We start from the raw sequence: 20,519 nt of genomic DNA, 5'->3' as shown, positions 1-20,519 counted from the left end.
CATGCCGCTCGGCCGTCGTGAACTGATCTTTTCGGTCAACTGCTTCGCTGCCGCGATGCTGGCGTTGTTCGCCTCCTTCGCGCTCGGGCTGGAACGCCCGTTCTGGGCGATGATGACGGTCTACATCACCAGCCAGCCGCTCAGCGGCGCCGTCCGGTCCAAGGCGGTGTTCCGGCTCGCCGGCACCATCGTCGGCGCTGCCGCCACCGTCATCCTGATGCCGCCGCTGGCGAACAGCCCGGTGCTGCTTTCGCTTGCCCTCGCCGCTTGGGTCGGCCTGTGCCAGTTCGTCTCGCTGCTCGACCGCACGCCGCGCTCCTATCTCTTCCTGCTCGCCGGCTACACCGCCGCGCTGATCGGTTTTCCCAGCGTGTCGCACCCTGAAACCGTGTTTGACACCGCGGTCCTGCGCGCCGAAGAGATCGGCATCGGCGTCATCTGCGCCGCCCTGGTCCACGCCGTCGTCTTTCCGCGCAGCGTCACGCCGCTGCTCGCCGCTCGCGCAGCCACGCTGCTGGCCGAGGCGGAAAGCTGGATCGCCGACGCGCTTTCGCTCCATCCCCCCGCCCGCACCGCGCGCGAACGCCGCCGCATGGCCGCCGACGTCACCGAACTGCACGTTATGGCGACGCACATCCCCTTCGACACCGCCGCGCGCCGCCCGACCCGCGCGCTCCTCGCCGCGCTGCGCCAGCGCTTTGCGCTCATGCTCCCCCTCGTCTCCGCGATCGAGGACCGGATGCGCAGCCTGGGCACCACCGACGGCATCGCCGACGAACTCGCCGCCGTCCGCACCCTCGCTGCGGGCGAGGGCGACGCTGCCGACATCCGCGCCCGCTGCCTCTCGCGCGCAGAGGCGCTCCCGCTTGCCGGCTGGGACGATCTCGTCCGCCTCAACCTGCTCCACCGCCTCGCCGAACTGGTCGACGCGCTTCAGGACGCACGCGCGCTCACCCGTTCGCTCGACAATCCCTCCGCATACAAGATCACCGCCGCCCCCGTTACCGCCGCGCTCCACCGCGACGTCGGCCTTGCCGGCCTTTCCGCGCTCGCCACGCTCGTCGCGACGCTCGGCTGCTGCGCGCTCTGGATCGCCACCGCCTGGCCCGAGGGTGCCGTGGCCGCCATGATCGCCGCGGTTGTCTGCTGCCTCTTCTCGACGATGGACGACCCCATCCCGGCGCAGCGCAGCTTCCTGATCTGGACGATCGTGTCGCTGCCCGTCGCCGCCCTCTACCTGTTCGCCATCCTGCCGCGCGTCACCGATCCCATGCTGCTCGTCCTGGTTCTTGCCCCCGTCATGCTGCCGATCGGCGCGTTCATGGCGCTGCCCCGCTGGTACGGGCGCGCGTTGCCGCTGGCGATCGGGCTGGTCGGCGGGCTGGCGCTCACCAACCGCTTCGCCGCCGACTTTGCCGGCTTCGTCAACGGCAGCATCGCGCAGCTCGTCGGGGTCGCCGCCGCCATGGCCGCGACGCGGCTGTTCCGCAGCCTGGGCGCCGGGGCGATGGTCCGCCGCCTGCGCGCCGCCGGCCGCCGCGACTTTGCCGCCTTGCGCGACCAGCATTCGCCGGCCGCACTCGCCCGCTGGATCGCCCGCATGCTCGACCGGGTGGGCCTGATCGCCGCGCGCCTCGGCGACGTCACCGACGACGGCCGTGACGAGGCGGCCGCCACCTTGCGCGAACTCCGCCTCGGCGTCACCCTCGCGCAACTGGAGGATGGCGCCACCGGCAGCCTGCGCGCCGACATTGCCGCCCATGTCGCGGGCCGCCGCGACGCCGCCCCGCTGCTCGCCCGCCTCGACGATGCGATCGACACCGCGTGGCGCGACCATGCCCGCCCGCTGCTCGCCGCGCTGACCGGCCTGCGCCGCAACGCCTTCCCCGACGCCGCCGCCTGGGTACCGGGCCACGCCGCATGACCGGGGAGATCGCCATCGCCGGGGTGCTCGTCCACCCGCTGCTTATCGCCGCCGTTCTCGCCTTTGCCGCGGCCGAGCTTGCCGGCTGGGCGCTCGGCCGCCTCGGCCTCTACCGCTTCGTCTGGCACCGCGGCCTCTTCGACGTCGCCCTTACCGTCATCCTGTGGGCCGGCCTCGCTGCCATCCTCACCCACACCCCCCTCCCCACCGCCTTCGGCCTGTCATCATGAAAATGCTTCCCATTGTCCGTATCCTCGTCACGCTCGGCGTGGTCGTGCTCGCCGCGATCGGCGGCCAGCGGCTGTGGCGCCATTACGAGGAAGATCCCTGGACCCGCGACGGCCGCATCCGTGGCGACGTGGTGCAGGTCGCGCCCGACGTGTCCGGCCTCGTCACCGAGGTGCTGGTGCGCGACAACCAGCCGGTCGCGGCCGGCGCCCCGCTCTTCATCGTCGATCGCCCGCGCTACCGCCTGGCCGTGGCGCAGGCGCAGGCGGCGTTGACCGCGCAGCAGGTCCAGCTTGCCCAGGCCCGGCGCGAAGCGCAGCGCAACCGCACGCTCGGCGACCTCGTCGCGGGCGAGGTGCGCGAACAGGGCGATGCCCGCGTCGCGCAACTCGCCGCCGCCCTGGCGCAGGCGCGCGTCGCGCTCGACACCGCCCAGCTCAACCTCGCGCGCACCACCGTCCGCGCCAGCGTCGCGGGTACCGTGTCGAACCTCGGCATGCGCCCCGGCGACTATGCCACGGCCGGGCGGCCGATGTTTGCGATCATCGACCGCAGCTCGCTCCACATCGTCGGCTATTTCGAGGAAACGAAGCTGCCCCGCATCCATGTCGGCGATCCTGTGGCGGTCCGCCTGATGGGCGACGACCGGCCGATCCGCGGGCATGTGCAAAGCCTTGCCGCCGGGATCGAGGATCGCGACCGCAGCGCCGGCGGCACCCTGCTCCCCAACGTCAACCCGACCTTCAGCTGGGTCCGCCTCGCGCAGCGCGTGCCGGTGCGCATCGCGATCGATGCGGTGCCGCAGGGCACCTCCCTCGTCGTCGGCCGCACCGCCACGGTCGAGGTACAGCCGCAGGGTAACCGCGCATGACCCTCCGCGCCGTCCTCCCCGCACTCGCCGCCGCGCTGCTCGCCGCCTGCACCACCGCCGGCCCCGATTATCATCGCCCGCCCGACGCCATCGCCGATAGGCCCCAGGCCCGTCAGGACTTCGTCAGCGGCGACGCCGCCGCCTTCCGCCCCGCCCCCGTCCCCGACCGCTGGTGGCAACTCTACCGCGACCCCGCGCTCGACCGCCTGATCGCCGACGCCCTCGCCCACAACACCGACCTGCGCATCGCCGCCGCCAACATCGCCCGCGCCCAGGCCGCCCGCGATCTAGCCCGGGCCGATCGCCAGCCGCAGACCGCGCTGCAGGGCGCCGGCGCCTATGGACAGCGCTCCGCCGAGGAAGAACTGCTGCCCGGCGCCGCCCTGCCGGCCAACTTCGTCTATTCGGGCGGCGCCGCCGTCTCCTACCAGATCGACCTCGTCGGCCAGATCGCCCGCGCGGTGGAGGCCGCGGATGCCGATCTCGCCACGACCCAGGCCGCCCGCGACGGGGTCCGCGTGGTCGTCGCGGCGGATACGACGCGCGCCTATCTGGCCGCCTGCTCCGCCGCGCGCGAGATCGCGGTGGCGGAGCGCGCGCTCGCCCTGCAACGCCGCACCACCGACCTTACCCGCCGCCTCGTGCGCGCCGGCCGCGGCATCTCGCTCGACACCACCCGTTCCGCCGCGCAGGAGGCACAGGTCCGCGCCACTCTCCCCGGCCTGCTCGCCGCCCGTCAGGTCGCCTTGTTCCGCCTCGCCACCCTCACCGGCCACCCGCCCGCACAGATCGACACCGCCGCCGCCGCCTGCACGGCCGAGCCGACGCTCGACCGCCCGATCCCCATCGGCGACGGCGCCGCCCTCATCGCCCGCCGCCCCGATATCCGACAGGCGGAATGGCGCCTCCACGCCTCCACCGCCCGGCTGGGCGTCGCCACCGCCAACCTCTACCCGCGCGTCTCGCTCGGCGCCTCGCTCGGCTCGGTCGGCCTCGCCCGGAACCTCTTCGCCGGCGACACCTTCAAATTCTCCCTCGGCCCCCTCATCAACTGGGAGTTCCCCAACCGCACCCGCGTGCGCGCCCGCATCGCCGCGACACAGGCGGAGATCGACGCGGATTACGCCCGCTTCGACGGCACGGTGCTGGAGGCGCTGCGCGAAACCGAAAGCGCGCTCACCATCTACGCCCGCGACCTCGACCGTGCCGCGGCCCTGCGCGACGCCCGCGCACAGGCGGACCGCGCCGCGCGCGACGCCGAAACACTGTTTCGTGCCGGGCGCAGCGGCTTCCTCCCCGTGCTCGATGCGCAGCGCACCGCGATCACCGCCGAACAGACGCTGGCCGCCGCCGAAAGCCGCCTCGCCGCCGATCAGGTCCAGCTCTTCCTGGCACTGGGCGGCGGCTGGCAGCAGGGTTAGCGCGCGTTCCGGTTCGGCGTCTGCTCGCCCAGCAGCGTGCGGCGGAAGAAGTCATATTGTCGCCGCTGCGCATAGCGGACCGGCCCGGTCGTCCGCCCCGCCGCATGCTCGCCATTGGGCACCACCAGCAGCTCGAAATCCTTGTCCGCCCGGATCAGCGCATCGACCACCTGCATCGTCGAGGCGGGGTCGACGTTCGAATCCTGCTCGCCCACCACCATCAGCAACCGGCCCTGCAACCGGGCGGCATGCACCACCCCCGATGCGTCCAGATAGCTCTGGTCCACCGGCCAGCCCAGCCACTGTTCGTTCCACTCGATCTTGTCCATCCGGTTGTCGAAACACCCGGCATAGGCGACACCCACCTTGTAGAAGTCGGGATGGAACAACAGCGCGTTCAGCGTACTCTGCCCGCCCGCCGATCCGCCATAGATGCCGACCCGCGTGATATCGACCGCCCGGTCCTTCGATGCCAACGCCTTGATCCACGCGATCCGGTCGGGAAAACCGGAATCGTCCAGGTTCTTCCACGCCACGTCGTGAAACGCCTTGGAGCGGTTCGCCGTCCCCATCCCGTCGATCATCACCACGACGAAACCCAGATCGGCGATCTGCTGCATCCCCATCGCCTTGTCGCCGCCGGAAAAGCCGCCGAATGGCCAGAAGCCCTTGGGCACAAAGCTGTCATGCGGGCCGGCATAGATGTTCTCGATCACCGGATAGCGCCTGGCGGGATCATAATCGCGCGGGCGCACCACCAGTCCCCAGATATCGGTGCGGCCGTCGCGCCCCTTGGCGACGAACGTCTCGGGCGGGCGAAAACCCGCCGCGGTCAGCGCGCTGGCATCGCCGCGCTCCAGCACCGCGAGCACCCGGCCGGTATCACCATCGCGAAGCTCGGCCACCTCCGGCCGGTCGGTACGCGAGTGCACATCGACGAAGCGCGTCCCGTCGGGCGAAAAACTCGCCTCGTGCATCTCGTCACCGTCCGTCAGGCGAACGAGGTTGCGCCCGTCGAAATCCACCCGGAACCAATGCTTGTGATACGGGTCCTCGCCCGGCGTCACCCCGCTTGCCGAAAACCAGATGCGGCGCTTCGCATCGTCGACATGCGCGATATCGCGCACCACCCAGTCGCCTTTGGTGATCTGCCGCTTCACCCGCCCGGTCGTGCCGTCGATCAGGTACAGGTGCCGCCACCCGTCGCGCTCGGACGCCCAGATCAGCTCGCGCCCGGCATCGTTCACATCATGCAGGAAGCGCCGCTCGGCATGGACGAAGGTCTTCGTATCCTCCGTCACCGCGGCATGCGCCACGCCGCTATCCGCATCGACCGCGATTACCTTGGCCTGATCGAAGCCGCGCCGGAGATAGTCGAAGGCCACGCTGCGCCCGTCCTTGCGCCAGCGTAGATTAGACAGGGTATAGGCATTGGGGAACAGCGTATCGGCCACTTCCGTCCGCCGCCCGCTTGCGGTGTCGAAGATCACCGGCCGCTCCCGGTCCACCGCATCGCCGGGTTTGGGATAAAGCTGCTCGGCCAGCACCGGCTGCACCCGGCCCGGCGGCGCGGCGACGACGCGCGTCACGATCCGGCGATAGCCCGGCTGTATCCGGTACGCTGCGACATGGCGGCCATCCGGCGCCCAGGCGATGCTTTCGGGATCGTAGAAGTCGCCCGCGCTGCCATCGGCGCTGCGCCAATGCTCACGCCCGCCGCCCGCGTCGCGCACGACCAGATTATCGTCGATGACCAGCGCCTCCAGCCTCCCGTCGGGCGAGGCTTGCGGATCGTTCAGCGCCGGCACGCTCAGGTCGCGCACCACGCCGAAGCCGCGCGGCCGGTGTCGATCCACCAGCTTTTCGCACTGCGGCGCCACCAGCGTGCAGCGATAGGGTTGGTAGTCGATCATCGCGACGATCGCGCCCCGCCCGTCCTGATACGCGAAATGCTCGAACGGCAGGCGCAGCGGATCGACCGGCCGGTCCAGCACGCGGGCGAGCGCCGGCGCCAGTGCGGCGGCGTCGAACGCCGGCCGCCTGGCTTGCATCGTTGCATCGACATCGACGAAGGCGAAGCCGCCCGCCACCGTCTTGCGATAATGGAAATGTCGCCCGTCGCCGTCCCATTCCGCCGGAAAGGCGATGTCGCGGGTCAGCCACTGCCACCTGTCGCGCAGGCCGATCGAACGCTCGGTCGCGTCCTGTGCCCCGTCCGACACCGGCGCCGCCGCCTGCATCAGCGACAGTGCGATCAGCATCGCCTTCATCGTGCCGCCCCCAGCGTGAACGACCAGCGTATCGGCTTCAGCGGCACCCGGTATTGCATGTGCGCGCGCCCATCCAGGCTCCACCCGGTATCGCCGCCGACACCCGCTTGCGCGGCATCGACCAGCAGCGTGCCGTCGCCATGCGGGCGGATGTCCGAGCTATGCGCCTTGCCGGCCGGCTGCATGGCCAGGTCGGCATAGGGAAACGCCAGCGCATTCACCGCCAGCGGCTGCCCGCCGGTCAGCTTCAGCCCTCGGCCGCCCTCGTCCTCCAGCACGATCCAGCGCACATCCTGCTTCGTCCCGCTCTCCTGCGGCCGGGCATAGCCGTGATATTGCTCGGCCAGCGTGCCGCCCCACTGGGCGATCAGCCCGCTCGTCCGGCGGTCGACATAGGTTTCATGCGGCCCCCGGCCATACCAGCGCACCCGGTCCAGCGCCGGCGGTGTCCGGAACTGCAACCCCACGCGCAGCGGATCGGGCAAGTCGTCGCGGATCGGCGTGAACGTCACGTCCCCGCGCGCGGTGCCGTCCGCCGCCATCGTCCACCGCGTCTCCATCTTCACCGATCCCACGCCCATGTCGTGCATCACGACAATGGCATCGCCCTCGCTCCGCACCGCATCGACCCGCCGGTGCTCGCTGAACTGCTTCCACATCGCATGGCTGGTCGGGACGTTCGCGCCGATGTCGTTGTCGGTCGGCGCCCGCCAGAAATCGGGCGCGCCACCGGTCAGCAGCATCCGCCCGCCGCGCGCATAGCCGCGCAGCAGCCCGCTGACCTTGTCCACCTCCAGCACCGCGCCGCCCGCCGCCAGCCGCAGCACCGCGCCCCCGTCGACCGGCGCCACGCCCTGCGCGACCGCCGGCAGCTCCCGCGGCCCGGTCAGCGCGAACTGTTCCCAGCCGACCACATGTCCCGTATCGACCAGCGGGATCGCCCCCGCCTTCGCCCGCGCGCGCAGCACCAGTCGCCGTTCCGCAGACGGATCGCGCGCCGCAGGCGGCGTCAGTTGCAGCGGGGCACGTCCCCCCGGTGCCACCACGGGCACCGGGATATTCCCTCGCGCCACCTCGACCCCGTCCTCCAGCATCGCCCAGTCGAGCGTGTAGCCGGACAGGTCGACATGATCGTGCCGGTTCACCACGACATAGCCCGGCGCCATCCGCTCGAACCCGATCGGCGCATAGACCTTGGCCATTTCATGATATTCCGGGTCGGGCGTGCGATCGGACCGGATCACCCCGTCGCCCACCGGACTGTCGTCGCCGCCCTTGTTGTCGAAGTCCGGCCCTTGCGCCCAATAGTCGCGGCCCGCCGCGTCCTTGCGGATCAGCGTCTGGTCCACCCAGTCCCAGATAAAGCCGCCCTGAAGCTTGCGGTGGGCGCGGATCGTGTCCCAATAATCCTGGAAGTTGCCCAGGCTGTTGCCCATCGCATGGGCATATTCGCACAGGATCAGCGGCTGCTTGAATTCGGGCCGCACCGCATAATCGGCGATCTTCTCGATATCGTCGTACATGGGCGCGAAGATGTCGACATAGTCGTTCACCGGATGCCGCCAGCCGCTCATGCTGTGCCCCAGAAAGCTGACGAGCCGCGACGGGTCGCGCGCCTTCACCCACTTGGCCGCCGCCTCGAAATTTGGCCCCGTCCCCGTCTCATTGCCGAGCGACCAGAAGATGACCGACGGGTGGTTCTTGTCCCGCTCCACCATGCGCTGCACCCGGTCGAGATGTGCGGCCTTCCATTCCGGCCTGTGGCCCAACAGCACGCTTTCGTCCCCCGTCTGCTGGAACAGGCTGAGATAGCCGTGACTCTCGATATCGGCCTCGTCCATCAGGTACAGGCCGACCTCGTCCGCCAGCGCATAGATGCGCTCGTCATTGGGATAATGCGACAATCGCAAGGCGTTGACGTTGCCCGCCTTCATCAGTTCCAGATCGCGGCGCAGCGTGGCATCGGACATGATCCGAATCGTGTGGGGGTCATGTTCGTGCCGGTTGACGCCGCGGATCATGATCCGCCGGCCGTTCACCCGCACCTCGCCGCCTGCGATCTCGACGGTGCGGAACCCGATGCGCCGGCTCGTCGCCTCGATCACCCGCCCCCGCGCATCGAGCAGTTCGACCAGCAGCGTGTAGAGCGACGGCGCCTCCGCGCTCCATGCCCGCACCCCTGCGATGTCGCCCGCCAGCGTCACCATGCGCTGCGCATCCGGCGCCCCTTCGCGCACCAGCACCGCGCGCTTGCCGTCCAGCACCGTGGCGCGCACCCGCACGCCTCCCGCCGCCCCGCCGACCGCGACACCCAGCTTCAGCCGCCCGTCGCGATAGCCGGCGTCCAGCCCCGCCGACACGTCCAGGTCCCGGATATGCGTGGCCGGCGCGGCATAGAGCGACACGCTCCGCTCGATCCCGTTCACCCGCCAGAAATCCTGGTCCTCCAGATAGCTGCCATCGGCATAGCGATAGAGTTCGATCGCCACCGTATTGCGCCCGACATGCATCTGGCGGGTGACGTCGAACTCCGCCGGCAGCTTGGAGTCCTCCGAATAGCCGACCCGCTGCCCGTTGACCCACAGATAATAGGCCGCACCCGCCGCCCCGATGGTCAACAGCATTCGGCGCCCGGCGAAATGCGCCGGCACCACCACGTCGCGCCGATAGGACGCGACCTCGTTTACGGAATGATCGATCAGCGGCTGGTTGCGCGGGAAAGGATAGCCGCTGCCGACGAACACCGGCCCGCCATGGCCCTCGGCCTGCAAAATCCCCGGCACGCGCATCGTGCCCCAGCCGGACACGTCATATCCCGGCTGCTCGAACCCCTTGGGGCGTGCTTCCGGATCGGGGGCCAGCTTCATCCGCCAGTCGCCGTCCAGCGACAGATGATAGCGCGAGCGGCGGACATCGCCCCGGAGCGCGGCCTGCTTCGTCTCGAACCCGGCAAAGGTCGCGTGCATCGGCTCCGCACCTTCACGGATCACCTCTGGCCGTTCCCACTCAGCCTGCTGCGCCGCCACGGGTGCGGCAACCAGCGCGACCAACAGCGATAAGCGTACCGACATCATCACTCCAACCGGTATTTCGTATACCGTAACAGTGATTTGCGATCGATCAATCCCCGATGACCGCGGCCCGGCCCGCATGCGGTTGCAATGCCGGTCAACGCATTGCACGATCAAACGATAAGAGCCGAAGGTAGAATGCGGATGAACAGGGACGGGACGTCACGCCGCATGCTGCTTGCCGCCGGAATGGGCGGTCTTCTTCCCCTGACCGTTGCCGCTGCGCCCCCGCTTCGTGTCGAGCGCCTCCCGCTATGGCCGGGCCGGCCGCCCGGCGGCGAGGGGGTGGACGTGACCGACCAAAGCGTGTTCCGCTCACCCGAAAACAAGCCCGACGACATTGCCTGGCCGCATGTCGCCACGCCCATGCTCACCGTCGTCCATCCCGAGCGGCCCAATGGTGCGGCGGTGCTGATCTGTCCCGGCGGCGGCTATGCCCGCGTGGCGACCGGCCGCACCGGCGGAGACGTGGCGCGCCGGCTGGCCGCCATCGGCATCACCGCCTTTGAACTGCTCTACCGCCTGCCGCATGACGGCTGGGCCGCGGGTCCGGACACCCCGCTCCAGGATGCGCAGCGCGCGATGCGGCTCATCCGCGGCCAGGCGGGCAAGCGCTGGACGGTGGACCCCGCCCGCGTCGCCGTCACCGGCTTTTCCGCCGGCGGCCACCTCGCCGCCCGCCTCGCCACCCAGGCCGCGACGCAGACCTATGCGCCGGTCGACGCCAACGACGCGCTGTCCGCCAGACCCCTGGTCGCCGGCCTGTTCTACCCGGTCGTCACCATGGGCGACGACGGCGTCCACGCCGCGTCCCGCGAACGCCTGCTCGGCTCCCACGCCGCCGATCCCGCGTGGCAGCAACGCTACTCCACCGAACGAAACCTCCCCGCCGACACGCCCCCGACCTTCATCACCGGCAACGCCGACGATCCCGTCGTCCCGATCCGCAACAGCCTGCTGCTATGGGAAGCGCTACGCTCTGCGCGCATCCCCACCGAACTGCTGATCTTCGAACATGGCGGCCATGGTCCGCCGGCCAACCGGCGGAACGGTGCGGCCGTGCCCTGGCTGGACCTGTTCCTTGGCTGGGCCAGCGATCACCGCTGGCCCGCCTGACGTCATTCCGCCGTGCCCGCCGGCTTCGGGAAGTAGCTGAGATGCGGTGGCTGGTTGTACGCGACGTTCTGCCACGCCACCCCCATCCGGTATACCGGGTCGTGCATCAGCGTGACCAGCCGGTGGTCGGTCGGATAGGGCGTGACATAGATGCGCAGCGACCGGTTGTCCGCCGCGCGCCAGATCACCTCTTCGCGCCAGTCGCCCAATATGTCGGCCTGCAGCGTGGGATTGGCCTTGGTCCCGTTGTTCGATGCGACATCGGCGGGATGCAGCAGCGGGGTCTCGGTCGCCGTGGTCCAGTTCCACTTGCTGATCGTCGTTCCATCCAGCAACTCGCGCAGCAGGTCGCCGTCCCACCAGATCGCGAAATTGGCGACCCTCGGCGCCGGACCGATCCGGCGTCCCGCGACATCGAACAGGTCGCGGCTGTTCGATCCCCAGAACTCGGCGCCCGGATGGCGCGGGTCGATATCGACGGCCAGCCCGCGCCCGGTATCCTCCTGCGCCGGCTTGCTCCACAGGATCTCGCCGGTACGCGCATCGAGCAGCGCCGATCCGATGCCGCCATTGCTCTTCACCTGTTCATGCACCCCCCATTTCTCCAGTCCGGGGCGGGCGGGGTCGAGATCGCCGACATGCATGGCATCGCCGTGATAGAGCGGCACCGTCCACAAGCCGCGGCCGGTATCGTCGATCGCCATTGATCCATAGATCACCTCGTCGCGGCCATCGGCATCGACATCGGCGATGCTCAACTGGTGGTTGCCGCGGTCGGCATAATCCTGCTGCCCTGGCGCCGCACTGTCGAACAGCCAGCGCTTGGCAAGCTTGCCGTCGCGAAAATCCCATGCCGCCACCGCGGTGCGCGCATAATAGCCGCGGCCGAAAATCATGCTGGGCCGCTTGCCGTCCAGATAGGCGACGCCCGCCAGGAAACGGTCGGCACGATTGGCATAGCCGTCGCCCCAGGTCGCGGTCATCGTCGCCACGTCGGAGGGTCCGCGCGGTGGATCATAGGGGGCGGTGTCCAGCGCCCGCCCCGTCCGCCCGTCGAACACGGTCAGATATTCCGGCCCGTTCAGGATACGCCCGGTCAGCACCGCCACCTTGCGCCCGTCGGGCAGGGTTTTCGCACCGGTGCGGTCCGCCTGCGGCACCTCGCCGGCATGGGACCGCCAGTCCGCCGCCGCATCGCCGATCACCACGCCCGTGCCATCGACGGTACCGTCCGCCGTCTTGCACGCCAGTTCGGCGCGGCCGTCCCCGTCGAAATCATAGACCAGGAACTGCGTATAATGCGCCCCGGCGCGAATGTTGCGCCCTAGGTCGATCCGCCACAGGCGCCGCCCCTCCAGTGTATAGGCGTCTAGGATGACATTGCCGGTATAGCCCGCCTGGCTGTTGTCGTGGCTGTTCGTCTGGTCCCACTTCAGCACGATCTCGTAGCGCCCGTCGCCGTCCAGATCGCCGACGCTGGCGTCGTTGGCGGTATAGTCATAGCGTTGCCCGTCGGGCGTCGTTCCCCCCGGCGGCGGCGTCAGCGCGATGGACAGATAGCCTTGGGGCAGCATCAGCGCCGGCCCGCTCATCGCACCCGACACTGGCTTGACCGTATAGCGCGCCTGCGGCGAACCCGCCGGATCGACGAACGCGGTCGCCTTGGCGAGCGGCTGTTTCGTGATCCGCCGTCCGTCCCGGTAGACATGAAAGCGTATGTCCGCCGGGTCGCTGCCGAGCAGCCGCCAGCTGACCAGCCATCCGCCGCCCGCGGTGCCCGCCACCACCGGCGTCGCCACCACGCCGCGATCCAGCCGCTCCGCCACGCGCGAAGGCTGTGCCGAAGCCGCCGTCGCCATGCTGCCGATCATCAGCACCAGTCCGTACCACCGCGTCATCGTCGATCAGCCTCGTCCTCTGCCCATCCCAAAAGGAATGATGACCGCATTTTTCGGAACTGTCATTCACTATATGAGATTGACAGCATGCCATGAACGTTGCCAGCATTCAGGAACCCGTTCTATAGAGTGGGCGAGAGGACGGCATGGCGACAATGGACAAGACGGACGGCGGATCGATCGGCGCGGGCAGCCAGACGCTGATGCGCGGCCTCGACCTGATCGAGGCGGTCAGCCACGAGGTGCTGACGCTCAGCGAGCTGGCGCAGCGGCTGGACCTTACCAAGAGCACGACGCACCGGCTGCTGTCCGCGCTGGTCGATCGCGGCTACCTCGCCTTCACCCCCCGCTCCGGCTACCGCCTCGGCCCCAAGCTCCTCCTGCTCGGCACCCTCGCCCAGACCCAGGCCGATCTCGTCCAGGTCGCCCGCCCCTATCTGGAAACGCTCGCCGCCTCGACCGAGGATACCGTGCATCTGGGCATCCTCGACGGCGATTCCGCGCTGTATCTGGACAAGGTGCCCGGACGCCGCCGCATCAACATTTCCAGCCGGGTTGGCGATCGCCATCCGCTGAGTTCGACCGGTCTCGGCAAGGCGCTGATGCTCGATCATTCGCCCACCTACTGGATGGAGCGTTTCGCGGCCGAGCAGGAGGCGGGCGCCCCCCCGGCGGAGCCGGAGCAGTGGCGCTCGCGGATGCAGGGCTATGCGCAGTGCGGCAACGCGTTCGACCTTGAGGAGAACGAAGACCAGATACGCTGCGTCTCCGCCCCCATCCGCAACGCGTCGCGCCAGATCATCGGCGCGATCAGCGTGTCGAGTGCGGCGCAATATATGAGCGACGAGCGTATGGCGGAACTGGCGGAGGAAGTGCGCGGTACCGCAGGCGCGATCAGTGCCGAACTGGGTTACGAAGCCGCCGCGGACTGAGCGGACGGCGACAAGGGAGACGGATAATGCTGCTCGAAGGCAAGGTCGTGCTGGTCACCGGCGCGTCCGCAGGGATCGGCCGTGCGGTCGCGATCGGGTGCGCCGAACACGGTGCCGACGTCGCGCTCAACTTTTCGCGTGATCAGGCGGGTGCCGACGGCGCGGTGGCGGCGATCGAGGCACTGGGCCGCCGCGCGGTGGCCATACAGGGCGATGTCGCCGATCCGCAGACCGCACGGGACTTCATCGACCGCGCAGTCGACGCGCTCGGCCGGATCGACGCCTTCGTCAACAATGCGGGCATCTGCCCGTTCCACGCCTTTCTCGACATGCCGGTCGAAACGTTCGAGCGCACCATGCGCGTAAATCTGCACGGCGCCTATTTCATGGTGCAGGCGGCCGCAAACCGCATGGTCGAGCAAGGGGATGGCGGATCGATCATCGCCATGTCGTCCATCTCCGCGCTTGTCGGCGGCGAGTATCAGACGCATTACACCCCCACCAAGGCGGGGCTTCATTCGCTGATGCAATCGGCCGCCATTGCACTGGGCCGGCACAATATCCGCTGCAACTCGCTGTTCCCCGGCACCATCCTGACCGACATCAACAAGGACGACCTCGCCGACGAGAACAAGCGCCGGTCGATGGAGGGGCGCGTGCCGCTCGGCCGCCTGGGCCAGCCCGCGGATCTGGTCGGCCCCACCGTGTTCCTTGCCTCCGACCTCGCCCGCTACGTCACCGGCGCCTCGCTGCTGGTCGATGGCGGCCTGTACGTGAACCTCCAATAGCACCGCTGCCCTTCCCCGCGCACGCCGTGCGGATCGCCGACGTCCGCGCGCACGGCGCCCGCGGCGACGGGGTGGCGATCGACAGTCCCGCCATTGCCGCGGCCATCGCCGCGATGGCGGGCGGGGGCACCGTGCTGATCCCGCCGGGTCGGTATCTGTGTTTTTCGATGCGGCTGCACGGTGGGGTGACGATCCTTTTGCAGGCGGGCGCGGTGATCGTCGCCGCCGACCCGGCGCGCCATCCGGGCCGCTATGACGATCCGGAGGATCGCGGGGCACAGCTCTATCAGGATTTCGGCCACAGCCATTGGCGCAACAGCCTGTTCTGGGGCGAGGATGTCCGGCAGGTCGCGATCATCGGCCCCGGCCTGATCGATGGCGAGGGGCTGACCCGCGACGGTCCCGGCGCGCGCTGGTCCGCGCAGGTCGGCGAACGGCCGGTGTCGATGGACGGCATGACCACCGCGCAGATCGCCGCGCTGGAGCCGGAGGCGGCCGCGATGCGCGGGCAGGGCAACAAGGCGATCGCGCTGCGCGGCGGGCGCGACATCCGTCTGTCCGGCTTTTCCATGGCCCGCTGCGGCCATTTCGCGATCCTCGCCACCGGCACGCACGGCCTGCACATCGACCATCTGACGATCGACACGGACCGCGACGGCATCGATCTGGACGGGGTGTCTGACACGCTGGTCGAACATTGCCGCGTCAACACCCCCAATGACGACGCGATCGTGGTGAAGACCAGCCTCGCGCTGGGCAGCGTCCGCCCCGCGCAGGACATCACCATCCGCCATTGCACCGTCTCGGGCTACGACCCCGGCACCCTGCTCGACGGCACCTGTCGCACCACCCTGCAACTGGCGCCCGACCGGGACCGGCCGACCGGCCGCATCAAGCTGGGCACCGAGAGTAACGGCGCGTTCCGCCGCATCCGTATCCAGCATTGCCGCTTCCATCACTGCCGCGGCCTTGCGCTGGAGGTGGTGGACGGCGGCAGCATCGAGGATGTGGTGGCCGAAGACCTGTGGATGGACGACGTGACCACCGCCCCCCTCTTCCTCCGCCTCGGCGACCGGCGCCGCGGCCCGCCCGGTACCGGCATCGGCACCTTGCGCTGCGTCACCATCCGCCGCGTCGTCGCCACCGGCATCGACCCCCGCTTCGCCGCCACCATCGCCGGGCTGGCCGGCCACCCCGTCGACGACATCCGCCTCCACGACATCCGCCTGACCTACGCCGGTGGCGGCACCCCCGCCGATGCCGCGCGCCGCCCGCCGGAGATGGCGCGCGCCTATCCGGAGCCCAGCATGTTCGGCATCCTGCCCGCCTGGGGCCTGTGGGTGCGCCATGCACGCGGCCTGAGCATCGACGACCTGCACCTGGCGGTCGCCACCCACGATGCCCGCCCCCCGATCGTCACCGAGCATGTGCGCGACGTCGCCATCCGGCGAACGCCCCTCTGGCACGGTTAGGGTTTGACGGCACCGCCAAAGCCATATACCATTTGGTGCATAATAGTTCCAGATAATGGTTCATCGGGAGGTGGCATGACGATCCACGCGTTCAGGATGCGGCTGAAGCCGGGCGTGGTCGACGAGTATCGCCGCCGTCATGACGCCATCTGGCCCGAGCTTTCCGCGCTGCTGACCGAAAGCGGCATCCACGATTATTCGATCTTTCTGGACGAGGAGACGCTGTCGCTGTTCGCCGTGCTGAAGCTGGCCGACGGCAACACGCGCGACACGCTGCCCGATCATCCGGTGATGCAGCGCTGGTGGGCGTACATGGCGCCGCTGATGGAGGTGGAGTCCGACAACCGGCCAAAGGAATGGCCCCTGCCGCTGATCTTCCACCATGCATAAGGCGGCCACCGCCGCGCTGCTCGTCGCGACGATGGCGACGGGAGCGATGCCCGCCCCGGCACAGGTCGCGCAAGCCACCGCCAACCTGCAGGCGCCGGTGCAACGCTTCGGCCGGGTATCGTTCGACGCCCGATCGCTGATGATCGACAACACGCGCCGCATCATCTGGTCCAGCGAGTTCCACCCGTTCCGCCTGCCCAGCCCCGATCTCTGGCGCGACGTGCTGCAAAAGATGAAGGCCAGCGGCTTCAACACCGTCGCCCTGTATTTCGACTGGGGTTATCACAGCCCCAAACAGGGTGTGTACGACTTCACCGGCATCCGCGATGTCGAACGCGTGCTGACCATGGCGGAGGAAGAGGGCCTGTGGGTCATCACCCGCGCCGGTCCCTATGTGAATGCCGAACTGTCGCGCGGCGGCTTTCCGGGCTGGCTGGTCAACCAGCGCGGCCGCGCCCGCACTGACGACCCCACCTATCTCGCCGCCGCCGATGAATGGCTGACGCAGGTCAACGCGATCATCGCCCGGCATCAGGTAAACCCGGACGCGCAGGGACGGAGCGGCAGCGTCATCCTGCACCAGATCGAAAACGAACTGGCGCTGACCACCCCGGCGCAGGCGCGCTACATGGACCATCTGTTCGCCAAGGCGCGGGCGGACGGCATCACCGTGCCGATCTTTCACAACGATCAGGGTCGGAACGGCTACTGGACGCCCGCGACTTCGCCGGTCGACAAGGTGGTGAAGGGCCCGGTCGATCTCTACGCCTTCGACGGCTATCCGGGCGGCACCTGTACCGTGCAGGGCCGGCCGACGCGCAGCGTCGCGGCACCCGACTGGGGCTATTACGGCCTCGGCGGCGCTAAAGGCGGCGCCTCCGCCTCACCGAACACGCCCGGCTTTCTCGCCGAATTCGGTGGTGGCTGGTTCGACTATTGGGGCTCCAACGGCGGCTATGAGTGCAACGCCGTCCAGCGCGGCAAGCGGTTCCAGCGCGTTTTCTACGGCACCAATCTCGCCAACGGCATCGGTATCCAGAGCTTCTACATGGGCTATGGCGGCACCAGTTGGGGCTGGTTGCCCGCACCCGTCGTCTTCACCAGCTATGATTACGGCGCCGCCATTTCCGAAGCGCGCGAGCTTCGCCCCAAGGCGGAGGAGCTGAAGCAGCTCGGCGGCCTGATCGCCACCGTGCCCGATCTGGCCGGCATGGTGCCCGCGGGTGCCGTGACCGTGTCGTCGCCGAACGTGCAGGCCTATCACAACCGCAATCCCGAAACCGACGCACGCTTCCTGATGGTCGCGCACAAGCCATCGAACGGCCAGACCGACGACCGTTTCACGATCACCGCCGACTTGCCCGATGGTCGCTACACCTTTCCCGCCGGAGCCCCGATGCGGCTGAACGGCTTTGACGCCAAATGGCTGGTGGCGGGGGTGAATGTCTGCAGGCAGCGGCTGGTCTATTCCACCTCTGAGCTACAGGCCGCACTGACCATGGACGGCGCCGACCTGATGCTGCTCTACGGCCGCGCGGGCGAACAGGGCGAGACGGTGCTGCGCTACTTCACCGCGCCGCAGGTCCGCGTGCTGGAGGGCACCGTGTCGAGCCGCTTCGACGCGACCAGGGGCGACCTGCTGCTCGACTATCCGCATGACGGTCGGGCGATCGTCCGCATCGACGGAGGCGGCCGCCCGCCCCTGATGTTGATCCTCACCGATGAGGCGGAGGCGGTACGCTATTGGCGGCAAGGCCCCGCCCTTGTCCGTGGACCTGCGCTTGTGCGCAGCGCGGAGGCGAGGGGCAGCCGGCTGGTCCTCACCGGCGACACCCGCGAGGCGACCCCGCTGGAAATCTGGGCGCCCGCCGCAATCCGCTCGGCAAGCTGGAACGGCACCGGCGTGGCGCTGCGCGCGACGCCGAACGGCAGCCGCGTCGCCACCCGCCCCCTGCCCGCCCCCGCGCCCGTCTCGCTGCCGACGCTCGCATGGCGGAGCGCGGATGGCACACCGGAGGCGCAACCCGGCTTCGACGACGGGGCATGGCAGGTCGCCGGCGACAAGCCCTATGCCAGCATCACCGCGCGACCCGATGGCCAGCCGAACCTGTTGATGGACGCCTACGGCTTTCACGACGGCGATGTCTGGTATCGCGGCCGCTTCACCGGCACGCCCGATGCGCGCCAACTGGCGCTGTTCTACGGCGCGGGCGGATCGGGCATGGTACAGGTCTGGATGGACGGCCGGTTCGTCGGCCAGCACGAATTGCCCGCCGGCCTTCCCCGCCCGATCACCACCGGGGTCGCGCAGTTCGACCTGCCCGCCGCCGCGCAGGAGGCACGCGAGCATGTCATCAGCATCATGGTCCGCAACAACGGCCACAACTGGGATCTGGACAGCGACGACTTCCACAAGGAAGCGCGCGGCCTGATCTCCGCCTCGCTTCAGGCACCCGGCGGGCTCAGCTTCGGCGTGCCGATCGCGTGGAAGATCCAGGGCAAGGCCGGTGGCGAGGACCTGCCCGACCCCGCGCGCGGCCCCGCCAACAATGGCGGCCAATATGGCGAGCGACGCGGCTGGCACCTGCCGGGCTTCGACGATGCGGGCTGGCGCGGGGATGCGGCGCAGGCCCCCGGCACCACCTGGCATCGTGCCCGGTTCGACCTCGCCGTACCCAAAGGGCAGGACGCCACCATCGGCATCGCGTTCGGCGACACCGCCAGCCCCCGTTCCGTCGCGCGCTACCGTGCTCTGATCTTCGTCAACGGCTGGAACATGGGCCAGTTCATCGCGCATGTCGGGCCGCAGCGCGTGTTTCCGATCCCGGAAGGCATCCTCAACCACCACGGCGCGAACACCATCGCGCTTGCCGTCACCAGCGACGGCGTCCCCGGCAACGCGCTGGAGCCGGTGAAGCTCGTCACCATGCGCAACGTGCGCGGCGGCATCGTCGTGCGCCCCGTCGCCGCCCCCATGCGCCCCGCCGACATCCTGCAGGAGAAATAGATTGGCCGCCCTTACCCACGACATTCCCCGGCAGACGATCACCGAGGCGATCGGCAAGCTGATGAACAATCTCGTCAACATCAAGGACGAGACCGGTGCCTTCCTGCTCCATCTGGAGGATGGCCGCATCATCGACACCAAGGGCTGGGCCGGCTGGGAATGGACCCACGGCGTCGGCCTGTTCGGCATGTGGCGCTATTACGAGCAGACCGGCGACAAGGCCGCGCTCGCCATCATCAAGCAGTGGTTCGAGGATCGCTTCGCCGAGGGCACGCCCACCAAGAACATCAACACGGTGGCCCCGTTCATCACGCTCGCCTATCTCTACGAACACGAACCCGATCCGCGCTATATCCCCTATCTGGATACCTGGGCGGAATGGCTGATGGCCGCCGACGGCCTGCCCAAGACCGAGGATGGCGGGTTTCAGCACATCGTCTACAACGACGAAAATCCCGGCGAGCTGTGGGACGACACGCTGATGATGTCGGTGCTCCCGCTCGCCAAGATCGGGCTGCTGCTCAACCGGCCGCATTATATCGAGGAAGCCAAGCGACAGTTCCTCGTCCATATCAAATACCTGTTCGACAAGAAGACCGGGCTGTGGTTCCACGGTTGGGATTTCGGCGGCCGGCATAACTTCGCCGAGGCCTTATGGGCGCGCGGCAATTGCTGGGTGACGATCGCCATTCCAGAAATCATCGAGATCCTCGATCTGCCGCAAGGCGATGCGCTGCGCCTGTTCCTGATCGACACGCTGGCCGCACAGGTGAAGACGCTGGCCGAGACGCAGGACGACAGCGGCCTGTGGCACACGCTGGTGATGGACCCGACCAGCTATCTGGAGGCATCGGCCACCGCCGGCTTCGCCTATGGTATCCTGAAATCCGTGCGAAAGGGCTATCTGCCGCGCCATTACGAGGCGGTGGGCATCCGGGCGATCCGCGGCGTACTGGCCAACATCGATGACGCCGGCGAGCTGAAACAGGTCAGCTTCGGCACCGCGATGGGCGACACGCAGCAATTCTACAAGGACATCGCCCTCACCTCGATGCCCTATGGTCAGAGCCTCGCGATGGTCGCCCTCGCCGAGTTCCTGCGCACCTATATCTGACGACCCCGCCCTCATCC

Annotated in this window: 14 protein-coding genes; 11 read left to right on the top strand and 3 right to left on the bottom strand. The window is 68.9% G+C overall.

Features of this window, described 5'->3' with window-relative positions:
• The first annotated feature begins 1 nt into the window (after position 1).
• The 4 genes from NPJ82_RS07865 to NPJ82_RS07850 are packed head-to-tail and all read left to right on the top strand — an operon-like array spanning position 2 to position 4,444.
• Positions 2-1,924 (top strand): FUSC family protein, encoded by a 1,923-nt coding sequence (locus NPJ82_RS07865; RefSeq protein WP_342658912.1) that lies wholly within the window; start codon positions 2-4, stop codon positions 1,922-1,924.
• Positions 1,921-2,154 (top strand): DUF1656 domain-containing protein, encoded by a 234-nt coding sequence (locus NPJ82_RS07860; protein ID WP_112382337.1) that lies wholly within the window; start codon positions 1,921-1,923, stop codon positions 2,152-2,154. The genes NPJ82_RS07865 and NPJ82_RS07860 overlap by 4 nt, the downstream gene beginning before the upstream one ends.
• Positions 2,151-3,023 (top strand): HlyD family secretion protein, encoded by an 873-nt coding sequence (locus NPJ82_RS07855; protein ID WP_342658911.1) that lies wholly within the window; start codon positions 2,151-2,153, stop codon positions 3,021-3,023. Before NPJ82_RS07860 ends, NPJ82_RS07855 begins: the two co-directional genes overlap by 4 nt.
• Positions 3,020-4,444 carry an efflux transporter outer membrane subunit gene (locus NPJ82_RS07850; RefSeq protein ID WP_342658910.1) on the top strand — a complete coding sequence of 475 codons (1,425 nt, stop codon included), beginning with the start codon at positions 3,020-3,022 and terminating at the stop codon, positions 4,442-4,444. The genes NPJ82_RS07855 and NPJ82_RS07850 overlap by 4 nt, the downstream gene beginning before the upstream one ends.
• Here NPJ82_RS07850 and NPJ82_RS07845 read toward each other — a convergent pair.
• Positions 4,441-6,714 (bottom strand): DPP IV N-terminal domain-containing protein, encoded by a 2,274-nt coding sequence (locus NPJ82_RS07845; protein ID WP_342658909.1) that lies wholly within the window; start codon positions 6,712-6,714, stop codon positions 4,441-4,443. The two genes, NPJ82_RS07850 and NPJ82_RS07845, sit on opposite strands and share 4 nt — an antisense overlap.
• The gene (locus NPJ82_RS07840) at positions 6,711-9,785 is read right to left on the bottom strand and encodes a glycoside hydrolase family 2 TIM barrel-domain containing protein (protein WP_342658908.1); all 3,075 of its coding nucleotides are present in this window, start codon (positions 9,783-9,785) and stop codon (positions 6,711-6,713) included. The genes NPJ82_RS07845 and NPJ82_RS07840 overlap by 4 nt, the downstream gene beginning before the upstream one ends.
• Before the next feature lie 138 nt (positions 9,786-9,923).
• Here NPJ82_RS07840 and NPJ82_RS07835 point away from each other — a divergent pair, with 138 nt between their 5' ends.
• On the top strand, positions 9,924-10,901 hold the full coding sequence (locus tag NPJ82_RS07835; protein WP_342658907.1) for an alpha/beta hydrolase: 978 nt from the start codon (positions 9,924-9,926) through the stop codon (positions 10,899-10,901).
• A 2-nt stretch (positions 10,902-10,903) separates the two neighbouring features.
• Here NPJ82_RS07835 and NPJ82_RS07830 read toward each other — a convergent pair whose 3' ends face one another.
• Positions 10,904-12,772 (bottom strand): rhamnogalacturonan lyase, encoded by a 1,869-nt coding sequence (locus NPJ82_RS07830; RefSeq protein WP_342658984.1) that lies wholly within the window; start codon positions 12,770-12,772, stop codon positions 10,904-10,906.
• A gap of 173 nt (positions 12,773-12,945) precedes the next feature.
• Between NPJ82_RS07830 and NPJ82_RS07825 the strand changes: the two genes are divergently transcribed.
• The 6 genes from NPJ82_RS07825 to NPJ82_RS07800 all read left to right on the top strand — a co-directional run bounded on the left by NPJ82_RS07825 (position 12,946) and on the right by NPJ82_RS07800 (position 20,502).
• On the top strand, positions 12,946-13,731 hold the full coding sequence (locus tag NPJ82_RS07825; RefSeq protein ID WP_342658906.1) for an IclR family transcriptional regulator: 786 nt from the start codon (positions 12,946-12,948) through the stop codon (positions 13,729-13,731).
• A gap of 23 nt (positions 13,732-13,754) precedes the next feature.
• Complete coding sequence (locus tag NPJ82_RS07820) at positions 13,755-14,519, top strand: SDR family NAD(P)-dependent oxidoreductase (protein WP_342658983.1); 765 nt, start codon at positions 13,755-13,757, stop codon at positions 14,517-14,519.
• 26 nt (positions 14,520-14,545) lie between these two features.
• The gene (locus NPJ82_RS07815; RefSeq protein ID WP_342658905.1) at positions 14,546-15,991 is read left to right on the top strand and encodes a right-handed parallel beta-helix repeat-containing protein; all 1,446 of its coding nucleotides are present in this window, start codon (positions 14,546-14,548) and stop codon (positions 15,989-15,991) included.
• Between the two features lie 75 nt (positions 15,992-16,066).
• The gene (locus NPJ82_RS07810) at positions 16,067-16,381 is read left to right on the top strand and encodes an L-rhamnose mutarotase (RefSeq protein WP_342658904.1); all 315 of its coding nucleotides are present in this window, start codon (positions 16,067-16,069) and stop codon (positions 16,379-16,381) included.
• On the top strand, positions 16,374-19,388 hold the full coding sequence (locus tag NPJ82_RS07805) for a beta-galactosidase (RefSeq protein WP_342658903.1): 3,015 nt from the start codon (positions 16,374-16,376) through the stop codon (positions 19,386-19,388). Before NPJ82_RS07810 ends, NPJ82_RS07805 begins: the two co-directional genes overlap by 8 nt.
• Before the next feature lies 1 nt (position 19,389).
• Positions 19,390-20,502, top strand: a complete 1,113-nt coding sequence (locus tag NPJ82_RS07800; RefSeq protein ID WP_267350921.1) for a glycoside hydrolase family 88 protein — start codon at positions 19,390-19,392, stop codon at positions 20,500-20,502.
• The last annotated feature ends 17 nt before the right edge of the window (positions 20,503-20,519 follow it).

This window comes from Sphingomonas sp. NY01, assembly GCF_038809135.1.
In the GTDB taxonomy this organism is placed as follows: domain Bacteria; phylum Pseudomonadota; class Alphaproteobacteria; order Sphingomonadales; family Sphingomonadaceae; genus Sphingomonas; species Sphingomonas carotinifaciens.
The sequence above is the reverse complement of the archived record's forward strand: the minus strand, read 5'-3'. Positions and strand labels throughout refer to the sequence as shown.